At 37.5% G+C, this 24,905-nt stretch carries 25 protein-coding genes and 2 pseudogenes; 10 read left to right on the top strand and 17 right to left on the bottom strand.

Annotated elements, in window-relative coordinates; genetic code table 11:
- Positions 1-217 precede the first annotated feature (217 nt).
- Entirely contained in the window at positions 218-427 is a 210-nt protein-coding gene (locus CVT15_RS00525) for a DUF6471 domain-containing protein (RefSeq protein ID WP_087585055.1), read from the top strand.
- Between the two features lie 216 nt (positions 428-643).
- Here the strand turns inward: CVT15_RS00525 and CVT15_RS00520 are convergent.
- The 7 genes and pseudogenes from CVT15_RS00520 to CVT15_RS00490 all read right to left on the bottom strand — a co-directional run bounded on the left by CVT15_RS00520 (position 644) and on the right by CVT15_RS00490 (position 10,734).
- A pseudogene (locus CVT15_RS00520) lies at positions 644-1,514 on the bottom strand (flippase).
- A gap of 211 nt (positions 1,515-1,725) precedes the next feature.
- Positions 1,726-2,781, bottom strand: coding sequence for a GDP-L-fucose synthase family protein (locus tag CVT15_RS00515; protein WP_103577101.1), 1,056 nt, complete (start codon positions 2,779-2,781; stop codon positions 1,726-1,728).
- 3 nt (positions 2,782-2,784) lie between these two features.
- Positions 2,785-3,926 (bottom strand): annotated as a pseudogene (gene gmd, locus CVT15_RS00510) (GDP-mannose 4,6-dehydratase).
- Between the two features lie 3 nt (positions 3,927-3,929).
- Positions 3,930-5,300, bottom strand: coding sequence for a mannose-1-phosphate guanylyltransferase/mannose-6-phosphate isomerase (locus CVT15_RS00505; protein WP_103577102.1), 1,371 nt, complete (start codon positions 5,298-5,300; stop codon positions 3,930-3,932).
- Between the two features lie 110 nt (positions 5,301-5,410).
- Entirely contained in the window at positions 5,411-6,298 is an 888-nt protein-coding gene (locus CVT15_RS00500) for a DNA-binding protein (protein WP_103577103.1), read from the bottom strand.
- Between the two features lie 66 nt (positions 6,299-6,364).
- Complete coding sequence (gene metE, locus CVT15_RS00495; RefSeq protein WP_103577104.1) at positions 6,365-8,638, bottom strand: 5-methyltetrahydropteroyltriglutamate--homocysteine S-methyltransferase; 2,274 nt, start codon at positions 8,636-8,638, stop codon at positions 6,365-6,367.
- Between the two features lie 599 nt (positions 8,639-9,237).
- Entirely contained in the window at positions 9,238-10,734 is a 1,497-nt protein-coding gene (locus CVT15_RS00490) for a C69 family dipeptidase (RefSeq protein WP_103576283.1), read from the bottom strand.
- Positions 10,735-10,935: 201 nt separating this feature from the next.
- On the opposite strand from CVT15_RS00490, the gene rpmI reads away from it, so the two are divergent.
- Positions 10,936-11,127 (top strand): 50S ribosomal protein L35, encoded by a 192-nt coding sequence (gene rpmI / locus CVT15_RS00485; RefSeq protein WP_012000969.1) that lies wholly within the window; start codon positions 10,936-10,938, stop codon positions 11,125-11,127.
- 105 nt (positions 11,128-11,232) lie between these two features.
- Entirely contained in the window at positions 11,233-11,589 is a 357-nt protein-coding gene (gene rplT / locus CVT15_RS00480; protein WP_103576284.1) for a 50S ribosomal protein L20, read from the top strand.
- 220 nt (positions 11,590-11,809) lie between these two features.
- On the opposite strand, the gene dapF is transcribed toward rplT, so the two are convergent.
- Positions 11,810-12,559 carry a diaminopimelate epimerase gene (gene dapF, locus CVT15_RS00475; protein ID WP_103576285.1) on the bottom strand — a complete coding sequence of 250 codons (750 nt, stop codon included), beginning with the start codon at positions 12,557-12,559 and terminating at the stop codon, positions 11,810-11,812.
- A gap of 47 nt (positions 12,560-12,606) precedes the next feature.
- Positions 12,607-13,203, bottom strand: coding sequence for a dephospho-CoA kinase (gene coaE / locus CVT15_RS00470; protein ID WP_103576286.1), 597 nt, complete (start codon positions 13,201-13,203; stop codon positions 12,607-12,609).
- 80 nt (positions 13,204-13,283) lie between these two features.
- Here coaE and purM point away from each other — a divergent pair, with 80 nt between their 5' ends.
- Genes purM through CVT15_RS00455 form a run of 3 tightly spaced genes read left to right on the top strand, consistent with a single transcriptional unit; the run spans position 13,284 to position 14,948 of the window.
- Positions 13,284-14,267 (top strand): phosphoribosylformylglycinamidine cyclo-ligase, encoded by a 984-nt coding sequence (gene purM, locus CVT15_RS00465; RefSeq protein ID WP_103576287.1) that lies wholly within the window; start codon positions 13,284-13,286, stop codon positions 14,265-14,267.
- Entirely contained in the window at positions 14,267-14,524 is a 258-nt protein-coding gene (locus CVT15_RS00460) for a hypothetical protein (RefSeq protein WP_103576288.1), read from the top strand. The genes purM and CVT15_RS00460 overlap by 1 nt, the downstream gene beginning before the upstream one ends.
- Before the next feature lies 1 nt (position 14,525).
- Entirely contained in the window at positions 14,526-14,948 is a 423-nt protein-coding gene (locus tag CVT15_RS00455) for an RDD family protein (protein WP_103576289.1), read from the top strand.
- A 3-nt stretch (positions 14,949-14,951) separates the two neighbouring features.
- Here CVT15_RS00455 and CVT15_RS00450 read toward each other — a convergent pair whose 3' ends face one another.
- The 7 genes from CVT15_RS00450 to CVT15_RS00420 all read right to left on the bottom strand — a co-directional run bounded on the left by CVT15_RS00450 (position 14,952) and on the right by CVT15_RS00420 (position 20,963).
- Positions 14,952-15,686 (bottom strand): hydroxymethylpyrimidine/phosphomethylpyrimidine kinase, encoded by a 735-nt coding sequence (locus CVT15_RS00450; RefSeq protein WP_103576290.1) that lies wholly within the window; start codon positions 15,684-15,686, stop codon positions 14,952-14,954.
- A 92-nt stretch (positions 15,687-15,778) separates the two neighbouring features.
- Positions 15,779-16,348, bottom strand: coding sequence for a hypothetical protein (locus tag CVT15_RS00445; protein ID WP_103576291.1), 570 nt, complete (start codon positions 16,346-16,348; stop codon positions 15,779-15,781).
- A gap of 90 nt (positions 16,349-16,438) precedes the next feature.
- Entirely contained in the window at positions 16,439-17,119 is a 681-nt protein-coding gene (locus CVT15_RS00440) for a response regulator transcription factor (protein ID WP_103576292.1), read from the bottom strand.
- A 1-nt stretch (position 17,120) separates the two neighbouring features.
- On the bottom strand, positions 17,121-18,770 hold the full coding sequence (locus CVT15_RS00435) for a sensor histidine kinase (RefSeq protein WP_103576293.1): 1,650 nt from the start codon (positions 18,768-18,770) through the stop codon (positions 17,121-17,123).
- A gap of 45 nt (positions 18,771-18,815) precedes the next feature.
- The gene (gene dsbI / locus CVT15_RS00430) at positions 18,816-19,436 is read right to left on the bottom strand and encodes a protein-disulfide oxidoreductase DsbI (protein ID WP_103576294.1); all 621 of its coding nucleotides are present in this window, start codon (positions 19,434-19,436) and stop codon (positions 18,816-18,818) included.
- An 8-nt stretch (positions 19,437-19,444) separates the two neighbouring features.
- Entirely contained in the window at positions 19,445-20,101 is a 657-nt protein-coding gene (locus CVT15_RS00425; protein WP_103576295.1) for a thiol:disulfide interchange protein DsbA/DsbL, read from the bottom strand.
- A 115-nt stretch (positions 20,102-20,216) separates the two neighbouring features.
- Positions 20,217-20,963 carry a carboxymuconolactone decarboxylase family protein gene (locus CVT15_RS00420; protein WP_103576296.1) on the bottom strand — a complete coding sequence of 249 codons (747 nt, stop codon included), beginning with the start codon at positions 20,961-20,963 and terminating at the stop codon, positions 20,217-20,219.
- Positions 20,964-21,240: 277 nt separating this feature from the next.
- Between CVT15_RS00420 and CVT15_RS00415 the strand changes: the two genes are divergently transcribed.
- From CVT15_RS00415 to CVT15_RS10205, 4 genes are all read left to right on the top strand, one after another.
- Positions 21,241-23,076, top strand: coding sequence for an aryl-sulfate sulfotransferase (locus CVT15_RS00415; RefSeq protein ID WP_103576297.1), 1,836 nt, complete (start codon positions 21,241-21,243; stop codon positions 23,074-23,076).
- 234 nt (positions 23,077-23,310) lie between these two features.
- A complete protein-coding gene (locus CVT15_RS10215) occupies positions 23,311-23,580 on the top strand; it encodes a hypothetical protein (protein WP_343219217.1) in 270 nt (89 codons plus the stop codon).
- Positions 23,581-23,604: 24 nt separating this feature from the next.
- Positions 23,605-23,901, top strand: coding sequence for a hypothetical protein (locus CVT15_RS10210; RefSeq protein WP_343219216.1), 297 nt, complete (start codon positions 23,605-23,607; stop codon positions 23,899-23,901).
- A complete protein-coding gene (locus tag CVT15_RS10205; RefSeq protein WP_343219221.1) occupies positions 23,891-24,310 on the top strand; it encodes an ABC transporter substrate-binding protein in 420 nt (139 codons plus the stop codon). Before CVT15_RS10210 ends, CVT15_RS10205 begins: the two co-directional genes overlap by 11 nt.
- A 227-nt stretch (positions 24,311-24,537) precedes the next feature.
- Here the strand turns inward: CVT15_RS10205 and CVT15_RS00405 are convergent, their stop codons facing one another.
- Positions 24,538-24,714, bottom strand: coding sequence for a hypothetical protein (locus CVT15_RS00405; protein WP_159070255.1), 177 nt, complete (start codon positions 24,712-24,714; stop codon positions 24,538-24,540).
- Positions 24,715-24,905: the final 191 nt, after the last annotated feature.

Below are 24,905 nucleotides of genomic sequence, written 5' to 3'. Positions count from 1 at the left end.
CTAGAGAAGGAAGTGTTGGGACATTTTTAAGCCTTTATATCTTTATTTATGATGATATTATATCACATATATACTTATATTTTAATAAATATATAAAGATATTTCATTTTATTAGATTATTTATAATTATTTATTGCCATATTGTAAAAATTTAGATATAGTCATAAAAAATATTCGTCTCGGTATTACGAACGAATATAAACCAAAAAGGCTACCGATGACCGAATATGAAAAACGAGCAAAGGTGTATCTAAAAATACAAATGGCAAAAGCCGACATAGATTATCCGAGACTAGCGGAGCTATTAAAAGAAAAAGGCATAAACGAATCAAGAGAGAATTTAGCAAATAAAATTAACCGAGGTAAGTTTAGTTTTGCGTTTGTTTTGATGGTATGTGAATTGCTCGAACATAAAATTGCAGATTAATAAAAGATAAAAGAATAATAAGATATGGAAATACACACACATACACAAATTCATTTAAACAAAGCTGATACGGTTAATTTGGTTTCATATTATACGCCCTAAAAATTAGTTAATTTAGCTTATGAGCTATTAAAAAATAATATAAAAGAGGAATTTGAAAACATTACATTACTTGATAGCTCTTGCGGATATGGGGAATTTTTAAAATACGATAGTTTAAATAAAAAGGTAGCGGCGGATATTGATGAAATAGCTATAGCAAACTGGCAAAAAAGCCCAGATGTGTATTGTCAATACACTTGCTGCTTGATTATATTGTTCACCATAAAGCATATTTACTATCATATCAGATAAAAAAGTCATTAGTAGTGCTATTGCAATGGCTATCCATGCAACAAGGTCAAAAAGCTTTTGAAGCCTATCACAATAAAGCTCTTCACTTTGTCTTCTTGCATTTACTATTGCAGGAAATAGACTAGATACAACTACAGTAGGTATAAAATACCAAATTTCACTTAACCTAGTTGCCGCAGCATACTGTCCAACAGCTTCATTTCCTAGCATCTCTTGAATCATAACCTGATCTATTTTCATATATAGATATTACAACTCCACTTAGGATAAGTGACCAGCTATCTCTTAAAAGAGATATAGCGATAGTTTTATTAAATTTTATTTTTTTAATCTCAGAAGTTGAATATTTCAAGAAAAAATAAATAAATCCTAAAGCCAAAACTATACTATCAAATAAAATGACCCATGCAAAAGCTACAAGCGGAGAGTTAATCAAAACAAGTATAATCTTTACTATGTTACTTATAAAAAAAGAGATAATATTAGAAAACACTACATATTTTGATAGAACTTTTGATTGAAAATACATATCTACTACATTAAATGATTGAAATATAGTAGCGCTAGCTATGATAAATACTAATAAATTTGTATACCTATCATTTGAAGTAAAATAAGTAGCAATTACCAAAACTAATAGCGTCAAAATAGCACCGATAAGCTTAAGGTAAAAAGCGGTGCCTATTAGCTCATTTGCTCTACCTTCATCCTTTACTAGCTCCCTTACTACTATACCATCAAGTCCAAGCGTAGCAATGGCAGCAAAAAGTCTTACAAAGCTTTAAGTATATGAAAAAAAGTCCAAACCTCTCAGGACCCAAGTATCTAGCTACCCAAATCCCAACGAAAAGTCCAACAAACATACGGAGTATTTTTTCAAAAAAAGCCATGATGTATTTTTAAAATACTTCATAAAGCCTTGATGATTTTTTAATGATATTATTTTATCTATCATTTATTTTCAAATACCACTTATAAAGCATCTTTATTCCATCTTCAAGTTCTACTTTATGTTTCCAGCCAAGAGAGTGGAGCTTAGATGGGTCCGTTAGTTTTAGCATCGTTCCATCAGGCTTGTTATCATTAAAATATAGCTCACCTTTAAAGCCAATTATATTTTTAACCAAATTTGCTAGCTCATTTATCGAGATATCTTTACCTGTACCTATATTTATATGCGTATTTCTTATCTCTTTGCTATTTTTATCATAAGTATCTTTAAAGTCTCTATTTTCCAGTAAAAACACGCAGGCATCGGCCATATCTTCTGAGTGTAGAAACTCTCGTCTAGGCTTTCCTGTGCCCCAAATTTCTACTCCGTCTTTTGAAATGCCAAATTTACCAAGATAAGCCATAGCTTCATTTATATCTTTTGCTTTTAGATCTTTTACCACTGCGTCAAATTTTTCTTCACTTAAAAGCTTTGCAAGGTGTATCTTTCTTATAAGTGCTGGCAATACATGCGAAGTTTCTAGATCAAAGTTATCATTTGGACCATACAAATTTGTAGGCATTACAGATATGAAATTTGTGCCGTACTGTAAATTATAGCTCTCACACATCTTCATGCCAGCTATTTTAGCTATTGCGTATGGCTCATTTGTGTATTCAAGCGGAGATGTCAAAAGCACCTCCTCGCCCATTGGCTGTGGGGCATTTTTAAAATATATGCAAGTACTTCCCAGAAATAGTAGTTTTTTTACCTTATGCAGATAACTTTGGTGGATCACATTATTTTGAATTTGTAAGTTTTCATATATAAAATCAGCCCTATAGGTGCTATTGGCCACTATGCCACCGACCTTTGCAGCAGCTAGCACCACGTGCTCGGGCTTTTCTTTTTCAAAAAACTCACAAACTGCCTTTTGATCCATTAGATCAAGCTCGCTATGAGTTCTTGTAATTATATTTTCATAGCCCTTTGATTTTAAATTTTTTAATATAGCAGAGCCTACCAGACCCTTGTGTCCTGCTACATAAATTTTACTATTTTTATCCATTTTTTACTCGAAATAGCTCATTGTCTCATATCCGCCATCTTTTAGATAGACATCTTTTGTCATGAGCTTTAAGTCCGACTTCATCATATCGTTTGCTAGATCTTGAAGGTTAAATTCTCTCTTCCAGCCTAGTTTTTTCTCTGCTTTACTAGGATCTCCAAGCAGTAAGTCAACCTCTGTTGGCCTAAAATATCTTGGATCCACACAAACCACAGTTTGTCCGATACTTAAATGGGACAAATTTAAATTTAACTCTTTTGCTTTTTCAAAATTTAGTGAGTCCACGACTCCTACCTCATCTACGCCAGCCCCTTCAAATCTCAAATTTATGCCAGCATAAGCAAATGCAAATTTTACAAAATCTCTAACCGCTGTTGTTTGTCCAGTTGCTATCACCCAGTCTTCTGGCTCTGGAGCTTGCAGTATCATCCACATCATCTTCACATAGTCTTTTGCATGACCCCAGTCTCTTTGGCATCTAAATTTCCAAGATAAAGCTTGTCTTGAAGCCCAAGCGTTATCTTGCTAGCTGCTCTTGTAATCTTTCTAGTTACGAATGTCTCGCCTCTAACTGGTGATTCATGGTTAAACAATATGCCATTACAAGCAAAAATGCCATAAGCCTCTCTATAATTAACCGTTATCCAGTACACATACATCTTTGCGACCGCATAAGGACTTCTTGGATAAAATGGAGTCGTTTCGCTTTGCGGCGTCTCTTGCACTTTTCCGTAAAGCTCAGATGTAGAGGCTTGATAAATTTTAGTCTTTTTCTCAAGCCCTAATATCCTTATAGCTTCAAGCAATCTAAGAGTGCCTGTACCATCAGCATTTGCGACATATTCTGGTGTCTCAAAGCTGACATGCACATGGCTCATGGCAGCTAGGTTGTAAATTTCATCTGGCTGTACTTCTTGAATGATCCTTGTTAAGTTCATAGAGTCCGTCATATCACCATAATGTAAGAAAAAATTTCTATTATCAACATGTGGATCTGGATATAGATGATCTATTCTGTCCGTATTAAAAAGGCTCGTTCGCCTTTTTACACCATGGACTATATAACCTTTTTTTAGTAAAAATTCTGCCAGATACGATCCGTCTTGACCAGTTATACCAGTTATTAACGCTACCTTTTTATCCATAAATCACCTTTTAAAATCATCATCTAGGCGAATTATATCATCTTCACCTGTATATTCGCCGACTTGAGCTTCTATTAAAACCACAGGAATTTTTCCTTCATTAGACAGCCTATGAATTTCACCCATTTTTATATAGATAGACTCATTAGGGCAAACGAGTCTAGTTGTCTCACCTATCGTAACGGTAGCGCTACCTGATAGCACTATCCAATGCTCATTTCTATGAAAATGCTTTTGCAAAGATAGTCTTTTGCCAGGTTTTACTTCTATTATCTTTATCTTATAACCATCTTGATTTTCAAGGACAGTATAGTTTCCCCAAGGTCTATTTGTCGTAACATGAGCATTGCAAAGCTCAGAGCTCTCCTCTTTTAAAATTTCCACCACATTTTTTACTTTTTGACTAGATGATTTTTTAGATATTAAAAGAGCATCTTTTGTATCAACTACAGTTAGATCATCGACATCTATTAAAGCTATTTTTTTGCCACTAGATAGGACTAGATTATTGTGAGAATTTATCTGCACCAGATCGCTATTTATTGTATTTCCATTGATATCTTTTTGTAGCTGCTCATCCAAACTATCAAAGCTTCCGAGATCACTCCAAGGCGCATCTAGTACTACCATTTTTACGATACCAGACTTTTCCATCACAGCATAATCTATACTATTTTGGGGAATATTTTGCATGTCGATAACGTCTATTTTGATATCAATTTCGTCTTTTTTTGCGTTATCAAAAGCTAATTTACATGCTTCAAGTATCCCAGGAGCAAAAATTTTCATCTGATCCAAGAAAACGCCTGCCTTAAAGACAAACATACCTGAATTCCAGTAGAAATTTTGATCTTTTAGAAATTTCACCGCTCTTTCATAGTCTGGCTTTTCATAAAAAGCCTTTACATCACCATTATAGCTCTCTATATATCCAAATCCCGTCTCAGGTGACCTTGGCTTTATACCAAAAGTAACTAAGAAATTTTGCTCTGCCAGCTCTTTTGCAGCTTTTACGCTTGTGTGATATACTTTAATGTCTTTTATCAAATGATCCGATGGCGTTGCTAAAACAATCTCATTTGGATCAAGTGCAAGGCAAGCTAGTGTGATCGCTGGTGCAGTATTTCTACCAACTGGCTCAAGCAGATATTTAAAATTTGTGATATTTAAATTTTCTATCTGATCCATCGCCAAGTAGTAGTGATCGATATTTGTAATCACAAATGTATTGTCACAGATTTCACTATTTCGTAGTGCAGTTAGCTGAAAAAGTGATCTATCGTCAAATAATTTAATAAATTGTTTTGGCATCAAAGTCCTGCTAATAGGCCACAACCTCGTACCAGAACCACCACATAATAATATATTTGTCATAAATTTTATCTACTTTAAAATGAGCTTAGAAATCTTATATAATTAAAGCTAAAAAAGACTAAGAACTTACTAAAATCATCTAAAATATAAGCTTTGATAGCTTTAAACTATCAAAACAATTCTTTCATCTTATGTGTTAACTCTAGGCTCGCTTCTATCTCGGCTCTTTTTGCCATTACACTTTCAACATTGACACCAATATTTATACCAATCTTTTTAGCAAATTCATAAAGCTCTACGAAATTTTCAAGACAAATTTGCGATGCCATGGCTAAAAAATCATCACTCCCAAGCATCCTTTTTTCGCTCTTTTCATCAACGCTTATTCCAAGCCACTTGATAAACTCTAGCGTTTTTGGTGTGCCACAAGTCGTAAAGGTCAAAATAATAGGCAAATTTAACCCACTTTTTGCCACACTTGTTATTAAATTTTTAGCCAAATTTATATCAAAAACCGCCTGTGAGATGAAAAATTTCGCCCCCATTTTGGCCTTTTGGCTCATCCTTTGCTCTTCATCTCCCTTTTTAGCGTGCCTCTCAGCTATACAAACACCACCCACTACAAGCTCTTTAAACTCGTCTCTAGCGATCTCATAAGCGCGTTCTAGGCTCATTTTAGGTTCTATCTTGCCAGAAGCAACGCCGACAAAGACATTTATATCGCTGCTACTTTTGGCTAAATTTGCTCTAAATTCGCTCTCGTTATATTTATTTGCGACCCTATAAAAGATGCTTGGTGTCTTTAAATTTAGATATTTTGAATAGTAAATTTCAGGGCTTAATGTATCGCTAAATTCAAAAGTTCGCTCGCTTTTTATGCGGCTACTTTCGTCTTGTATCTCATAAAGCACCAAGCCATCAGCCTGCACTTCTGTGATCCTCTTGTCCCATTTTGCAGCGATCTCTTTAAGTTTTGCCTCGTCAAATTCAGCCTTTGGAGGCGTTAGGCCATAAAGCACTATGCCACTTTCATTGTTTATGATCTTATCTTTTAACATTTTCTAACTTTTTTTGAAATTTAAACGGAGTTTAGCGCCTAGGCTTACTAGACGCTAAAATTTGGATTATAGACCTCTTACGATTTTGACGGCCTCTACCATGTTTTTAAGGCTTGGCTCAACCTCTTCCCATTTTCTAGTTTTTAGACCACAGTCAGGGTTGATCCAGAGCTGCTCTTTTGGCAAGACTTCAAGCAGAGCTTTGATCTGAGCGACGATCTCTTCGACACTTGGCACGCGTGGGCTATGGATGTCGTAAACACCAGGCCCAACCTCTTGTTTGTAGCCAACAGCCTTAAATATTTTAAGTAGCTCGTTGCCACTTCTTGCAGTCTCGATGCTGATGACATCAGCGTCCATAGCTTCGATGGTCTTAATAATATCATTAAATTCAGAGTAGCACATATGTGTGTGGATCTGAGTTTTTGCCTCGGCTGAGCTTACTGAAAGCTTAAAGCAATCAACCGCAAATTTCTCATAGGCTGGGATATTTTCAGCTCTTAGCGGATAGCCCTCTTTAAACGCTGCCTCATCGACTTGGATCACTCTGATGCCTGCATCTTGAAGGTCTGCGATCTCGTCATAGATACAAAGTGCAAGCTGTTTTGCTACCTCGCTTCTTGGAAGATCATCACGCACAAAGCTCCAGTTTAGCATAGTCACAGGACCTGTTAGCATGCCCTTCATTACGTGTTTTGTGATGCTTTGAGCGTATTTCATCCACTTAACAGTCATTGGCTCTGGGCGGCTTACGTCACCAAATAAGAGTGGTGGCTTGACGCAGCGGCTACCGTAGCTTTGTACCCAGCCATTTTGGCTAAATGCATATCCGCTGATCTGCTCGCCAAAGTACTCGACCATGTCGTTTCTCTCTGGCTCGCCGTGTACCAGCACGTCTAGGCCGATATCTTCTTGAAATTTCACGCAGTGATCAATATATTTTTTGATACCTACCTCATAAGCAGCCGCATCGATCTCGCCTTTTTTGAAATTTTGGCGAAGTACGCGAAGGTCTACTGTTTGAGGGAAGCTACCTATCGTTGTTGTTGGTAATATGCCGTATTTTAGCGTTTCACGTTGGATTTTTATGCGGTCTTCAAATTTCTCGTCACGCTCAAATTTGCTTAAATTTTTGATACGGCTTTGAACGCTATCTGAGTGGATGAGCTTTGAAGTAGTGCGAGTTTTAACTGCATTTTTGTTCTCTTCATAAATCTTTGTTTCGCTCTCATCAAGCTTCTCACCATTTGCTAGTTTTGTAATGATCTTGATCTCATCAAGCTTCTCGACCGCAAAGCTTAGCCAGCTTTTGATCTCTGGGTTTAAATTCTCTTCGTATTTTAGAGTGTATGGCACGTGAAGAAGCGAGCATGAAGTGCCAATATAAAAGTCTTTACCGCCTATTTTTTCTGAAATTTCAGCTACGAGTTTTACTTTTTCATCGATGTTGCTTTTCCAGATATTTCTGCCGTCTATCACGCCAGCAAATAGCGTCAAATGGCTATTTTTGATAGTCTCAAGAACTTCGAAATTTCTCTTGCCGTGGATGAAGTCAAGTGCGATACCATAAATTTTAGTTTTAGCCACCTCATTTACTGCCTTGATCGCATGCTCAAAATATGTCGCAAACACGATTTTAACATTATTTGCAACGCCTGTTAGTTCGTTATAAACCTTAGTTATAAGTGGCAAAAGATCGCTTTCATTCTTGTCAGTTACAAAGATCGGCTCATCAAACTGCACTAAAATTTCATCATCAAGCTTAGAAATTTGCTCAAGTAGCTTTTTGTACTCGCTCACAAGTGCGTCAAGGTGCCTAAATGGGCAGCTACCGTCAGTCGTCTTTGAAAGAGCCAAGAATGTGATAGGGCCGATCAAATTTACCTTGCCTTTTACGCCGTTAGCCTTCGCCTCTTTGTATTCATTTAAAATTTTGTCCGCTTTTAGACTAAATTTGCTCTCGCTGCTAAGCTCTGGCACGATGTAGTGGTAGTTTGTGTTAAACCACTTTGTCATCTCCATCGCAACGCCACTTTTGTTGCCTCTTGAGCAAGCAAAATATTGCTCCAAGCCGCTTAAATTTGCAAATCTTGGAGGTATAGCGCCAAAAGCGATGATGTTATCAAGCATTAGGTCGTAAAATGAAAAATCATTAACGCTAATAGCCGAAATGCCAGCATCTTGTTGATATTTCCAGTGTCTTTGGCGAAGCGTCTTTGCAGTCTCTTGTAAATTCTCTTCACTAAAGCCCTCTTTGCCAGCCCAAAAGCCCTCTAACGCGCGCTTTAACTCTCTTTTCTCTCCGATTCTTGGAAAACCCAAAACATAACTTTTTATCATTTTTATCCTTTTTAAATTTAAATTTGCAGACAAAAATTCGCTCTGCGGACTACTATAAAACTGTGCAAGGCACAGCAACCTTGAACGTGCAGTTGGGTAGGTGGGGGTTTGGGGGCGGAAGGGGCGACGTTTTGCGTCGCAAGCTCGCAACTGCAAGCAGACCGTAAGTAGAAACCCCTTCTGCCACCAAAAGCCAAATTTTCACTATCACAGCTCAAACAATAAATTTAATCACCACAAACATGGTGGATGACACCCGCTTCTTCTTAAACTAAAGTAAAATTTATAAAAAACCCTACTAAAAAGATCCTTGCCAAATTTCAAACACTGCTTAGTTTTATTTTTAAAAATGCAGTTACAATGCAGCGGACCTGCTAGCAAAAATGGATTTATATCAATGTGAAAAAATGTAAAATTGTTTAAAAATTTGCGTGATTTTTGAAAATCGCTGATATGTTTTTTGCCGAGATTAACGAGCTTTATGCATGGGACAAGGCATCAGCGTTTTTCCTTTGTAGTGAATTTTTGTCGCATTATAAATGCTCTTTGCCAAATTTTTGTTTAAATTTGGGCGCTACTAAATTTCACACCCAAAACTTTTAGTCTTTTTTGCCTTTATTTAAGGATTTTAGCTTAGCGTCCATATCGGCTGTAAGCATCGTAAAGACCTTGTTTGTAAGCTCCCCAGTCAGGTCTTTAGCCTCTTGCATTGTCTTTTTGCTAAAATCATTTAAGAGTTTGTCCGCTTTTTTCTTATCTTTTTTATAAAGCTTGACATATTCATCTTCAAATTTAGCCTGTTTTACCGCCAACTCTTTTTCAAATTTAGCGTAGGCCTCTTTTACCACTGGCGAATACTTCTCATAGTCAGTCATTACAAGGGTTTGAAGCTTTCTATAAACCCAGTATATCGAAGTGTCATCAGCGTCGTATGAGCCATCTGAGTAGCCTTTTATAAAGCCATCGAGCCCCTCGTAATACGGCAAATAAACGCTAAGATCAGCCATGCCAAGAGCGACGTAGGTCACGCGGCCGATCTCTTTTGGTAGCCAAGGGCGCACCTGCATGACGTGAGATTCGTATGTTCTAAAGACGCTTATAGCGCGGTAGATGTTTTTCTTATCTTCATTTTTGCTAGCGTAGTTATCAAACGGTGTGCCGTCGTAGTGAGCTCTCATCGCAGCTTTTAGGTCTTCAACGCTTAGCTTTTTCTCTGGTTTTAAAAATACTGGAAATTTCTGACCATCGGCGAAGTCTTGTTTTAAGCTTGGGTTAAACATGCTTTGCACCCAGCAAACGCGTGGGTAGTTATAGGTCACATCTCTCTCATCGTCCCTTGTATAGGCCTTTGTGAAGTTAAATTCGCCATCTTTTGCAGGGTCATAAGTCTTGTTATCGATCGCAAATTTGATCACATCTTTTGCGCCCATGAAATTTGGATCGTTCTCTTTATAGTTTTGAAGTCTGCCTTGGTTTGCAGTGACGAAATAGTCTTCTTGTGGGATCTTTGTGGCGATCCACTTGTGGCCTGTGCCAGTCTCAAAGTACCAAAGCTCGTTTGCGTCGATAAATACCACGCCAAAGCCCTCGCCAGCGCCTTTTGTCTCCACTATCTCACCAAGTAGTTTTACTCCCTCTTTTGCGCTCTTCATACGTGGCAAAAGCACGTCTGGGATGTCATCTTCGGTGATGCCGGTCTCTTCGTTATATGGGTCGATCTTTAAAAGCTCATCTTTTGCGTAGATGGTCTCAGTGCCGCTTAGTCCAACGCCAGCCTCGTTGTAGCCGACTGCTCCGTGAAGTTTTGTGTGTGAATTTGCGATGGTTGTGTATCTCATACCGTCTTTTGGAAGCGGATATGTAAAGTCATTTGCGCCGTCATGGGCCTTTGAGCTGTACATACCAGTTTGGTTTTTCTTTGCTGGATGGATTAAAAAGACTTGTGCCTTTACAGCCTTACTATCTGCACTCCTGGCAACCAACATAGAGCCGTCGTTTGAAGCTTTATCTCCTACTAAAATGGTAGTGCATGCCAAGCTACTTGTGCCTAAAATAGCACTCATAGCGACGATTGATGCAAGAATTTTGCCTTTCATTTTTACTCCTTTAGTAAAATAAAATTTCTTTATGTGATTATACGCCAAATTTAATAAACTAGTTTCATATTTTAAAATTTTTTTAAGTTAAATGTAAATTTGTTGCAAATTTTGTCTAAGTGAAATTTAAATTTTCTAAAGGATTTTTCGCTATAATCCAAAACTTACGCACTTGCGTATAAAATTTCAAAAAGGATTAGCATGCCAAAGATGAAAACCGTTCGCGGTGCTGCTAAGCGCTTTAAAGTAGGTAAAAATAAGATAAAAAGAGGCTCTGCATTTAGAAGCCACATCTTAACAAAAAAACCTAGTAAGCGTATGAGAGATTTGCGTGGCCCACAATACGTGGACAGCACAAATGTCCCAGCCGTTCGCAAAATGCTCGGCGTATAAGCAGCTGTAGATTTAAGTTTTTGACAAAAAGTCATTCAAACTCCCCCCAAAAAAAATTTAGGGGCAAGACTCACTTTGTGAGCGCCAATTTGTAAAAGGATAAATATGGCAAGAGTAAAAACGGGCGTAGTTAGAAGAAGACGCCATAAGAAAGTTTTAAAGCTAGCACGTGGCTTTTTCAGTGCTAGACATAAACACTTTAGAAAAGCTAAAGAGCAACTAGAGAGAAGTTTAGTTTACGCATACCGCGACAGACGCCAGAAAAAACGTGATTTTAGACGTTTATGGATCGTTCGTATCAACGCAGCTTGCAGACTAAATGACATTAGCTATTCAAGATTTATCAACGGCTTAAATAAAGCTAAGATCGAACTTGATAGAAAAATTTTAGCTGATCTAGCTATGAATGATGCGAAGGCATTTGCGGCACTTGCACAACAAGCAAAAGATGCTTTGAAATAATACCTTTTCTCCGCTTCGGCGGAGATCTTCTTTTTTTTATTTTCTATTCAAATTTTTATTAAAATTTATTTTTCGAGTTTTTAACTTAGTTATTTTGTATTCAAATTTTAAATTAAAGCCACTATAAAAATTTTACTTCATCAGCTAGGTGCAAATTTAGTAATATAAATTTGAAAAATTTGCTTACCGTTACTAGCCAAGAATAAGTATAAAACTCACCCTAAAAGCTAATTTCAATACTCGTATCAAAGCAGTGTTTCACCGCTCCGCTAAATAAAATTTTGCCGTTTTCAAGCCTAAGCCCAAGCTCCTCGCCACTTTTTGGATAGACTTTTAGGCATTGCGCTGCGTTTAAATTTAATGTAGCGCCGTAAAAGCAAGCCGCCATGCCAGTACCACAAGCTAGCGTCTCGTCCTCCACGCCCCTTTCGTAGGTTCTCACCTTTAAAACTCCACCCTCAAATTTGGCTAAATTTACATTTGCATTGTACTTTTGACGAAGCGCCCTGCACTCTTTGACGTCAAATTCCTCTAAATTTTGTGTGAAATTTACAAGATGAGGCACGCCAGTATCATAAAAATACCAAGTTTTGCCGTTTTCATTTATCGGTTCGCTTAAAATTTTTGGACTTGTTAGCACAACCTCGACGCACTCATTTTTAACACTTGCCATAACCTCGCCACTACCAGTTAGCAAGACAAATTCGTTTGAGCTAACAAGACCATTTAGATAGGCATATCTAGCAGCCGCACGCGAGCCATTGCCACACATCGCAGCGTAACTTCCATCGCTATTGTAAAACTCCCATTTCACACCCTTTTCGTAAGGCAAAAGTACTATTAGCCCATCAGCTCCCACGCCGTTAGTCCTGCTGCAAATTTGCCTTGCTAGCTCACTTCTATCTTTGCTCAAAAATGTATGAAATATGACAAAATCGTTGCCACTAGCGTTGTACTTTGAAACTTGCATTATTTTTCCTTTAAAATTGCTCTACTTTTTGCCAAATTTATATAAGCTCAGCCATAAATTTGCCTTAGAAATTTCTCTAGTTCTTGCTCTAAATTTTCTTTATCACCGCTGTTGTTTATAACAAAATTTGCCTTTTCTCGCTTTTGCTCAATATCCATCTGAAGCTCCACTCTAGCTTTTGCTACTTCTAAATTTAGACCATTTCGGCTCATCAAACGGCTTATTAGTAGCTCTTTTGGCGCATAGATCACAGCTATATTTTTAAACTCGGTGTATCGATCTTGCTTTTCAAAAAATAGTGGAATATCCACAAAATAAACCTGCCCCAAACACTCAAGCTTTGCAGCGTGAGATAAAATTTCTCCCTTTATCTTTGGATGCAAAATTTGCTCTAAAATTTTTAACTTTTTTGGATCACTAAAAACAATGGCACCAAGTTTTTGCCGATCGATTTTGCCAGTCTCATCTAAAATTTGCTCGCCAAAAAATTCCACTATCTCACATTTACAAATTTCAAGCTGTTCATGAGCGATCACATCCGCATCAATCACGCTAAAGCCTCGTTTTTTTAGTAAATTTATAGCTGTGCTTTTACCACTAGCGATCGAGCCTGTGATAACATAAGCGTTTGGAAATTTCTGCAAACTCGCTCCATTTTTGAAAATTGATGACAATTTTAGCAACTTTTGGCTAAAGTTTTAGAAAATTACAAAAAAGGGCAAAGATGATAAGCTATAAAGATGCTGGAGTGGATATAGATGCTGGAAATAGCTTTGTTGAGGCGATAAAGCCTTTCGTAAAATCTACACAAACACCAAACGTTATAGGTGGCATTGGGTCATTTTCAGGAGCGGTCAGACTACCAAGCGGATATAAAAATCCAGCTATTTTGGGAGCGACTGATGGCGTTGGCACAAAGCTTCGCCTAGCTATCGACGCCAAGAAATTTGACAGCGTTGGCGAGGATCTAGTCGCAATGTGCGTAAATGATCTCATCTGCAACTTCGCCACACCACTCTTTTTCCTCGACTACTACGCAACAGCAAAGCTTGAGATAGAGAGTGCCAAAGAGGTGGTAAAAAGCATCGCAAATGGCTGCAAAAAGGCGCAGTGCGCGCTGATCGGCGGTGAGACAGCCGAGATGCCGTCGATGTATGAAAAGGGCGACTTCGATCTTGCTGGATTTGCCGTGGGTATCGCTGAGGCTGACGAGATAGACAGGAGTAAATTTGTAAAATCTGGTGACGTTTTAGTCGCACTTCCAAGTAGTGGCCTGCACTCAAATGGCTTTTCGCTTGCGAGAAAAGTAGTAAGCGAGCTTGGACTAAAATTTGATGAAAAAGTAGGCGATAAAAAGCTCATCGATGTGCTTCTTGAGCCAACAAGAATTTATGTGAGCGACTTTTTAAGATTAAAAGATAAGATTACGGCAATGGCTCACATCACCGGTGGTGGCATAGTTGAAAACTTACCTCGCGTCTTCCCTGCTGGACTTGGTGCAAAAGTACAAAAAAGCGTTATAAAAACGCCTGAAATTTTTAAAATCATCGCTCAAAAAGTAGAAGATAGCGAGATGATGAGAACCTTTAACATGGGCGTTGGCATGATATTAGTTGTGCCAAAAGAAAACGTTGATGCTATCCTAGCAAATAGCGATGGCTACGTGATCGGCGAAGTAGTAAATGGCAAAGGCGTAGAGCTAATTTAATGCAAGAAAATAGCAAAAAATGCTTGCTAAAGACCAAAAATAAGAGCTTTTTTGATCTTAGCATTTATGAGTATATAGGTTGTTTTGGTGTACTAGAAAGCGATATCAAAAAACTTGATCTCTATAATCACTGGTGCAAGGTCTCACGCACCTCTACTATGCTCTGCGTCACGCATGATAATGGCGAGAGTGACAACCTAGTCTATCTATATGACTGGGAGAAATTTAGCCGTATCTACATAAATACAGGAAATTGAGTTGGCAAAGCAAAAGGCAAAAATCGCATCTGTTTGGGCTAGAGCAAAGGCCTTCGTTATCGATCTTTTTATCATCGGTATGCCGATATTTTATGCGACAACATATCTTGTGCTTGATGGCAAAGAGGCATTTTTGCATAACCAAATTGCCATTTTTGGTGCAAATAGCCTGATCTCGCTTATAATGTGCCTTTTTTTTAGCATAAAAGCACAAACTCCAGGCTATAAAGCACAAGGAATTTATCTAATAAACCTAAAAACCGGTAGAAAACTAAGCTTTTTTCACACCATCTTGCGCCAAATTTGCTTTACCTTTGCTGGCTTTAGCATACTTGGACTTTGTCTTTGCTTCTTTAGAAAAGATAAACTAAATCTGCACGACATCATCACTCACTCAGCTGCCGTGCAAAAATCAGAGAGATAAATTTTACTTCGCTCCATGCCAAAGTAGGCGATTTTTACCAAGTTTTGTATCTATGCTCTCTTTTATGATAGAGCAAATATACTCTTTTGAAAGTTGTATAGACTCCTCTAAGCTCTTGCCCTTTGCTAAAAAGCAAGCAAGTGCAGTTGAGAAGCTACAACCAGTCCCGCTCATTACAAGCGGATTAACAAGTGGGGTTTTAAAATTTCTTAGTGAGCCATCTTTTTTATAAAGTGTATCTATGCTGCTATCTTCACTGATATGTTTCTTTACGATGACGTCACAAGGCAAATCTTTATAATCATCACCAAAAAGCACATTTGCCTCATCTAAATTTGGAGTAGTTACCGTAGCTAAGCTCATTAGCTCTTTTAGCTTTGCTACCGCACTATCTTTTATAAGCTTGTGTCCGCTTTTTGAGACGCAAACTGGATCAAGCACTACTTTGGTATTTTGAGTTAGCAAAAACTCACGCACCACCTCCATGATCTCTTCACTAAATAACATGCCTATCTTAATCGCATCAAAGCTAAATTCTTCCGCAAGCGTATTTAGCTGATCTTTGACAAAACTAGGCTCTAAGCAAACTACACTCTTTACAGCATCCGTAGTCTCAGCGACCAAAGAAGTTACCGCTGTTGCACTATAACAATTAAGCCTAGCACATGTTTTTATATCTGCTTGAAGCCCAGCTGTGCCGCTATTACAAGAGCCTGCGATGATTAGAATTTTTTTCATCGTTTTCCTTTGAAATTTTTGGCTTATTATAGAGGATATTAGATAAATTTGAGTTTTTTAAAACAGAAGAAATTTGAGCAAAAAGCTCAAATTTATGAAAGTTTATTTAAATCGTTATCGATATCTATATATATCGTAGTTGCGTTAAGATTTGTATGCTCAAAGCTAGGATCTACATGCTTATCGCTCTCTTTATGTTCATTCATTTTAGCTAAAAGATCATCTTCTCTTAATCCATGCTCATTTGCTAAATTTGGATCTATATCATTAAAACTAATATTTACGCTAGTCTCATCATTTAGCTCTTCTTGCTCTAAATTGGTTGCACTAAGGATATCATCTACTTTTTCATTTATATGATCTAAAATCGATACATAATCATTGCCAAGAAGTGCTTTAAACAATGCGTCAGTATCTATGCTAGACTCGCCAACATCATCGCTTACTACGCTACTATCTAGCCAAAGAGTATCGTATCCGTTTATTGATATATCTTGTCCATCATTTGCAGTGATTGTAATGCTTGAGCTTTCGCTCTCGCCCTTTATAGCCTCTCCGATATATACTTTATCATTTACGTCTAAAACTCTTACATGATCATTTTGGTCTATCGCTACAACATCAGATGAAACACTTTTAACTATACCAGCTACTGCTGCCATCTTTATTCCTTATTTTTATTTGTCGGTATTTTAGTATATTTAATTACTTTTGTATATTGTACTATGGTACAAGGTGGCGATAATTCTAAATCATTCAGATTTTGTGATTAAAATATATCCACTCTCACTAATATTTTTAAATTTCACGCCAAGCTCACGTTTTAGGCGAAGTATCACATTTTGGATAGCCGCCTTGCTAACATCGCTTTCATAGACAAATTCTTCTATCATCTCATAAGTAACTAGCTTATTTAGATTATAAGCAAAGAGCCAAAATATCTTATTTTGCAAAAAGCTAAGATAAATTTCAATGCCGTTTTTATAAATTTTCTCTCTTTTTAAATTTATACTCACCTCATCGCTTAAATAAACCAGCTTTTCATCTCGTTCAAAACTTAAACTAATAAGCATTGATCTAAGATCTTTCATATCAATAGGCTTTTTTAAAAAAAGCATCGCCCCTTCCTCCATGCTTTTTATCAAATTTTCATCGCTATCATAAGAGGTAAAGACTATAAATTTTTGGTGCGGTTTTGTACGCTTCATCTCATTTATCATCTCAAAGCCATTAAGCACTGGCATGTGAATATCGCTCATCACGATATCAAAACCTTGCTTTTTAAATTTCTCCACGCCATCTTGTCCATTGCAAGCACCAATTACCTGTTCACAATAAGGTTTAAGCCCACTAATAATAAGCTCTCTTGCCATATCATCATCTTCGACTACCAAGACGGACGTCTTTTTTAAAATTTCTAAGACTTCTTGCATTTTAGTCCTTTAAATTTATATCAAAACTTAACTCAAATACCGTTGGCTTTACGTTATTTACGAGCTTTACGTCGCCATTTAGCTTTTCTTGCGCTAGCTTTTTAGCAAAATAAAGCCCTATGCCATTTCCTTGCTTTTTGGTGGTATTTAGCCAAGTAAAAATTTTCTCGCTCATTTGCTCGCTTACGCCATTTCCATTGTCATAAACTCCGATGTAGCACTTATCTTCAAAGCTTCTAAATTTTATTTCGATGATACGTTTTAGTGGCTCATCTTTGTAGCTTTCGACAAGTGAGTCTTTTGCGTTATGTATTAGGATTAGTAAAATTTGTTGGATTATATTTTCTATCTGACGAACTTTTTGTTCATTAAAACCACTAAATTTTACACTAACATTTGCACGGCTTAGCTCTGTGTGCATAAGAGTTATTAGATTTTTAACGCTTGTTTGTATCTCAAATTCGCTCACATTTTCAGCGCTTTTGTAAAAATTTCTAAAAATTTCAATAGTACTTGAAAGAAGTTTGACCGAGCTTTGTCCTTTTTCAAGCAAATTTATTAGCTCCTCATCGCTTAATTTACCTTCTTTTTTTAACATTATGCACGAGCTTAGCATTAGTTTTAGCGAATTTACTGGCTGAATGAATTGATGATTAATGCCACTTATTAGCTCGCCAGCCTCACTCATTTTGGCTCTATGAGTTAGCAAAGTTTCATACTCATCTTGTATCTTTTTTATCTTGTTATACATAAAATTATGAAGAATATTTGCCAAAAATGTGAGCGCAACGAAGGCAAAAAGTAAGCTTAGAGCATTTTTTAAAGCTTCTTTTGTTAAAGCTGAAATTTCTTCTTCGTTATTTGTGCCAGCTCCTATGAACCAATTTATCGTTGGTATCTCAGCTACTTGAATTAAATTTTGTCCTATTTTTAAGCTCGTAATATCTTCATCTTTTAAAAACAACTCTTTAAATTTCTCCTCGATCTCTTTTTTTAAAGCAAGATCAGGTATCGATGTTAAAATTTCACCGCTATGAGTCACTAAAAATGAGTAAGAATTTGGCGCAAGGCTAAAATTTTTAATGCTATTAAAGATATTTTCTATACGCACGACGCCACAAAGTGCTGCTTTAAATTTCGCTTGTTTTGTGACTGGAACGCATAAATTTAGAGTTGAGCCTTTTAAAATTTTATGTTTTTGCATGAAATTTACGCTTGGGGCATTTGTATTTTTTGTCTCCACATACCAGATAAGCCCTGCTCTTTCACTTTTTGGCATAACTTCTTCTAAAATTTTCTCTCCATCTACAAAAATTTCTCCATCATCCCTTAAAAGCTGCATTAGATCAAATTCTTTTGCGTTTTGCTTAAAGAGCTTTATAAAGCCAGCTATCTTTTCATCGTCATCTACGATGCCTGCATTTTGTATAAATTTTGACGCACGAATAAGTGAATTTATACGTTCATCAAGCCAAATTTGAAAGTTATTTACGATATTTTTGCTAACTGCTATGTTATTTTTATCAGATAGCTCTATGATTTTCTCTTTTGCATTGCTGTAAATATTTAGCCCAAGAAGTATTACAAAAAGGCTAGCAAGCAAGATGATGGCGTAGATTTTAATATTTTGTGATTTTAAATTAATACCCATGCGTGCAGTATATCCTAAGTTAGCCCAAATTTGGGCTAACTAAATTCATTTTAAAAAGGATAAAAGCTTTGAAACAAGCATAAGTGCAAGCACAACAAAGCAAATGCCAAACCCAAGTAGCGTGCAATCAGCCATCGACATAAATTTAGATGACGGGATAAGATACCAACCATCTACATAAAGATCAACTATGCTCTTTTGCAAATCGCTTAGCACCGCACCATCAGGCACCATAGGGCTGTCATATCCGCAGTCGCCTGTTGGCATAAACCAGTCAGGCGCCCACTTTTCAAGCGGTAAGCCAAATGGATAGTGTGGCTCAGTAGAGCAGCCCTGCACGCCAAAAGGATCATCACCATGCACTGCATCGTGAATTTTAGCTAACTTTACGCTATACATTATGCCCTGCACCGCTCCCCAAAAGGCAAAGACGTAGCCAACTAGAGCAAAGAGTAAATTTTTTGGGTTTATCATAGCGATCACGCCGCCAAGCGCCATACATAAAAATGCAAAACGTATATAGACGCACTGCTCGCAAGGAGGCATATAAGCGTAGTTTTGAAAGAGCGAGTGCGCGATAACGACAAGCGCGACGCTCACAAAGACTAAGATCGCCCAAGAGATACGTGAGTCTTGAAATTTAGCCATTTTTTTAAAAAAGCTCATGTGACGCCTTATTTTTTAAGAAGCTCTTCGATGAGTGCTGCCATGCCATCAAGTGAGCTGATTGATTTTGTCATGATGAGGTATTTGCCATTTACGACAAATGCTGGTACGCCTTGAATTTTAGCCACGTCATAGCTCTCATCCCACTTTTTAAGCAGCTCAGTCACTTTTGGATTAGCTAGCTCTTTTTCGTAGTCTGATTTGCTAACGCCAGCTGCATCAAGACCAGTTTTTAAAAAGCCCTCAGCGTCTTTGCCATCACTCCAGCGCTCTTTTTTGTCGTGATAAGCCTTGTAGTAGGCAAATTTAGCCTTTTTAAATAGCGAATTTTCATCAAATAAGCCGACACCTTTTGCCTCGTCCATAACGATAAGCACGGCAAAAACCTTGCTCGCAACCTCGCCATAATCGCCCTTTGTCTTTAGGTGAAATGGCTCGTATTTTAGTCCAGGAATTTTTTCGACCACCTTTGGAGTGACGCTTTTGTCGTACTTGTAGCAAAATGGGCAAGCGTAGCTAAAAATTTTAACTAGCGTATTTTGTCCGACACTTAGTGGCTTTTCAAGCTTGACATAGTCCTCACCCTCGCTAAATGCACTAGCACTAATCGCACCAGCTACCGCAACTGCAAAGATAGCCTTACTAAATTTAGATAGAAAACTCATAATAATCTCCTTTAGATGATTTATTTTGAGTTATTCTACAACCAAGCTCAACCGCAAATTTAACGCTAGAATAAATTTTGGCTGAATTTTATAAGAAATCGCATTGATTAAAAAATTAATTTTTACTAGAACTTATCTCATTTATTGCTGATAATGCGTTTAAAGCACTTGGATAGCCTATAAATGGTATAAGTGTCGTAACAACGCTTATTAGCTTAGCTCTATCGTTTCCGATACCAAAATTTGCAGCAATGTGCCCTAAAAGCTGTGGCTTTGCAAAGCCAAGAGTCGTGATATAGACAAATGTCAAAAGCTCCCTAAGCTCTAAACTAAGCCCATCTCTTGCATAAAAATCACCAAAGCAGTTTTGCGATAAAAACTCCATTATATGTTTTTGATCATTTGGCATTGATGCGATAAATTTATCAACTGCTGGGAAGAGTTTTCTTTGTATCTCAAGGCCTCGTTCGCCTCTGCCTTCTCTTGATTTTTTAGGCATATTTTCAGGCTCTATATGGTGCTCATTAAAAATTTCATCAGCTAAAAATATATAATCTTCTACCTTGCCAAGCCCAGCATAAGGCACTGCTTGATATAAAATTTCTCTTATCTCTTTTGCTGATATGCCTACATTTAAAGCAGCCCTAACGAAGCTTTTAAATGAGCTTTTCGCGCCTTTGCTCACGCAAAGAGAGGCGATGATAACCGAAAGCCTTGTTTTTTCATCAATATTTATCACTTCACTAATATCGCCTAAAAAATTTAAATAATCCTCTAAAAAGCTAGCATTGCTCTCTTCAAGCTCACTTTTTGAGTCAAACCAAATTTCATAAATTTTCTTTGCATTGTAAGTTAGTGTCATAAGTTCTGCTCCATTGTTTGGGGCTGATTATAAGTGCTAAAGCGTAAATACTAGCTTAATGTCCAAAAAGGCAAAAATTTTTAATATAAATTTAGATTTTAAGCCATTATAAAGTTTATCGTGATTTTTATGTTATAAGGTTTTATTACAATTACGAAGGACGCAATATTTTTTATTACTCCTTTTACCTATTTTAAGCCTTGGGTATTCCAAGGCTTTTTCTAAATTTTATAAGCTTTATGAGTAGAGTTTATAAAATTTATCCAAAGGAGATGTTATGAAAAAGACTTTGAGTTGTGTTGCGCTAGCTTCTGTGCTTTGCTCAAGCGCTTTTGCGATAGGCGGTCCAAGTGGGGCTAAACTAGACTATGCTATCACTGGGCAAATAGGTGAAGTAGTGGTAAATCCATATGATACTGCCCCACTTACAGCAGTCATCAAAAATGGCGGCTACACACTAAGCAATGCAAAAGTAACCATCGTGCCAAAACAAGGCGGTCAGGTGATAAGCTACAAAGTGGCTGACAAGCATCTTCGCACACATGGCGGCATCCCAGTTTTTGGCATGTACCCTGACTATCAAAACACTGTTGAAGTCGAGTACGACAAGAGCTATAAAGGCAAGACTGAACACATAAAAGAGAGCTATAAAATTTACGCTCCAGCTATCTACCTAGAGAGCGCTGGTACGCCAAATCAAAAGGGCGCGCTATTTGACAAGATCGAGGTTACTAAGCCTGCGAGTACTAAATTTGCAAACAGGCTTTACTATGTAAATAACTTTGTCAATAAAACAGGCAAGGGCACAAAAGTCGTTTGGAACAACCCAGCTGGCGGTGCGATCGAGTGGAACTACAGCCCAAATAACTTCATCCTTGATACAAAAGGCGAGGTTAGATGGTATCTTGAGCCAAGCAAAATTTACGATCTAAAACAGCCATTTTATGCTGGCGTAATGATGGGCTTTAAGCAAAATGATGACGGCGCTATGACTTGGGGATATGGCCAAAGATACGCAAAATACGACATCATGGGTAGAGAAATTTTCAACCGCGAGCTACCAGCTAGCTACAACGACTTCTCTCACTCGATGGACGTAGCACAAAATGGACACTACTTCTTGCGCGTTGCAAATGCTGACTACAAAAGAGCCGATGGCAAAAACGTAAGAACAGTGCGCGACGTGATCGTTGAGCTTGACCGCGACGGCAACGTAGTTGATGACTTTAGACTATATGAAATTCTAGATCCTTACCGCGATATCGTGCTAAAAACACTCGATCAAGGCGCAGTTTGCTTAAACATAGACGCTAAAAAAGCAGGCCACACTGCAAGCTCTGATGAGCTTCAGTCTATGGATACACACGATAAATGGGGCGACATAGTTGGCGCTGGTCCTGGACGCAACTGGGCACACGTAAATAGCGTGGATTACGACCCAAGCGATGATAGTATCATCATCTCAAGCCGCCACCAAGACGCAGTTATAAAGATCGGTCGTGACAAACAAGTAAAATGGATCATGGGCGCTCACAAGGGCTGGAGCGATAAATTTAAAGATAAACTTCTTCAGCCAGTTGATAGCAAAGGTAGTAAGATCGTTTGCGAAGATGAGTACTCAAAATGCCCAGGATACGAGAGTGACAAAGGTGGCTTTGACTGGCAATGGACGCAACACACAGCATTTAGGATAGATAGCAAGTCTAAAAAAGGCGAAATTTATCTAAGCGTCTTTGACAACGGTGACACAAGGGGCATGGAGCAACCAGCCATCGCTGGCATGAAGTACTCTCGCGCAGTCGTTTATAAGATCGATGAGAACAAAAAGACCGTTGAGCAGATCTGGGAGTACGGCAAAGAGCGCGGTAAAGAGTGGTACAGCTCAGTTACAAGCCTTACGCAGTATCAAGATGACCTTGATAGTGTGATGGTCTATTCAGCCGTTGCTGGCATGCAGTTTGACATCGCAAAAGGTCGCCCAGTGGGACTTCCTAGCCCGCACATCGATGAGTTTGAGTGGGGTGCAAAAGAGCCTAGCATCGAGATAAAGATGACAAATGCTATGGGTTATCAAGCGTTTCCATTTAGCTTGCAAAAAGCGTTTGAAAAATAATCACCCGCTTTTCTCCCCTTTTTGCCCAGTGCAAGAAGGGGAGTTCTTGCTATAAATTTAATCTATCAATAATAGATACAAATTCACATTCGCTAATAAATTTTAAAGCTATAAATTAAAAATTTATATTGTAAAGATATTGTTTATTAAGGCGATAACATATAGTATTAGCACTTATATATAAAAATATATATTTAACATAAGGAGAAAAATAAAAAATTTTTCATGGCTTTAATGGTGCTGTTTGCAGGCCTTTTGCTTAATGCAGCTGAGTTTAGAGACGTCAAAGACATCACTGGCGACATCGTCAAAGTCCCTGTAAATATAGAAAAGATCGCTACGCTTTGGTATGCAAATAACCAAATCGTCTTGATGCTAGGCGGTGCTGACAAAATAGTTGCAACAACCGATCTCATAAAAAACAACAAATGGTTTGCGCACGTTTATCCTAGAATTTCAAGCATTCCAAATGGCATAAACGGTAAGAGCCTGCAAGTAGAATAGCTAGTCAAGCTAAGCCCTGATATCGTGATAGCCGCAGATAAAAAGAACAAAGAAGAGCTAACAAAAAATGGCTTTAACGTCCTTTATCCGTCATTGACAAACCATGCCGATATGAAAAAGAGCGTAGCTATCATGGCTGATGCCATAGGAGGCGATGCCCCAAAGATAGCTCAAAAATTTAATGACTATTTTGATCAAAATCTCCAAAAAGTACTAAGCAAAACTAGTAAGATAGCTCAAAATGAGAGGCCAAAAGTGCTTCACATAGCAGAGGGTAAAAAATTTATTCAAAGTAGATGGTTCAAATACAATAATCGATGAGTGGATAAGTGTCGCAGGTGGCATAAATGCAGTACAAGCAAAAGGCAATATGCTAGAAATCAATGCGGAAGAGATACCAAATATAAATCCAGACGTTATCATCATAGGCAGAGCCAAATCGCCAGACGCTATAGAAAAGATATATGAAAACAAAGTCTATACTGGTACAAATGCTGTAAAAAACAAAAAAGTCTTCGTAAATCCAGCAGGTGTTTTTAGCTGGGATAGATACGGAGCCGAGGGAGCTTTGCAAATTTTATGGGCGGCTAAGACTTTACATCCTGAAATCTTTAAAGATTTGGACATAGCATCTGAGACAAAGAAATTTTATAAAGAATTTCTACACTACGATCTAAATAACAATGAAGTTAACTATATCCTAAATGGCCTAGACCCAACTGGAAAATAATTTATCCTTGCGGCGGTAAATTTATCTACATTTACCGCCAAATTTTAATCCATTTTCAGCATTTGCTTATCATCCAGACTTACTGATTTGATATATGCTAACTACTATTAAATGGCTAAAAATTTGTGGATTTGATGTTAATTAGAAAGATAAATAATTATGAAAAAATTAATGATAAGAAAGAGATACCCCAATGGATAAACCTTGGGGTATTTAAGATTAGCTCATTATAAGTATGTTACGTTATTTACCATATCGTCTTTAACTCCTACGGTAACGGTACCGCTAGTAAAAATCGTATAAGTGTCGTCACTAGCTCCTTTACTCCATCCGCCACCAGAAAGGTTAAATTTATCGTTACCATCACCGTCTATTTTTAGTATATTCCCATCACAGTTGTGCAAAATATTTTTAGCACCCTTTGCCGTTAGGTTTAGATGACATTATCGTTGACCATATCTTAATTTACATCGATATAATCACCTAACTGAATCTTTTCAATGCCGCTAATCTTGCTAACATCAACAGTAGTGTTGTCGTATCGTCATTAGCTATCAAATTAATCTCGGTTAAATACCCGAGATTAATGAATTAT

This window comes from Campylobacter concisus (assembly GCF_003048595.2).
GTDB classification, from domain to species: Bacteria; Campylobacterota; Campylobacteria; order Campylobacterales; family Campylobacteraceae; genus Campylobacter_A; species Campylobacter_A concisus_L.
Note: the sequence above shows the minus strand (reverse complement) of the source record. Positions and strands in the feature narration are given on the sequence as shown.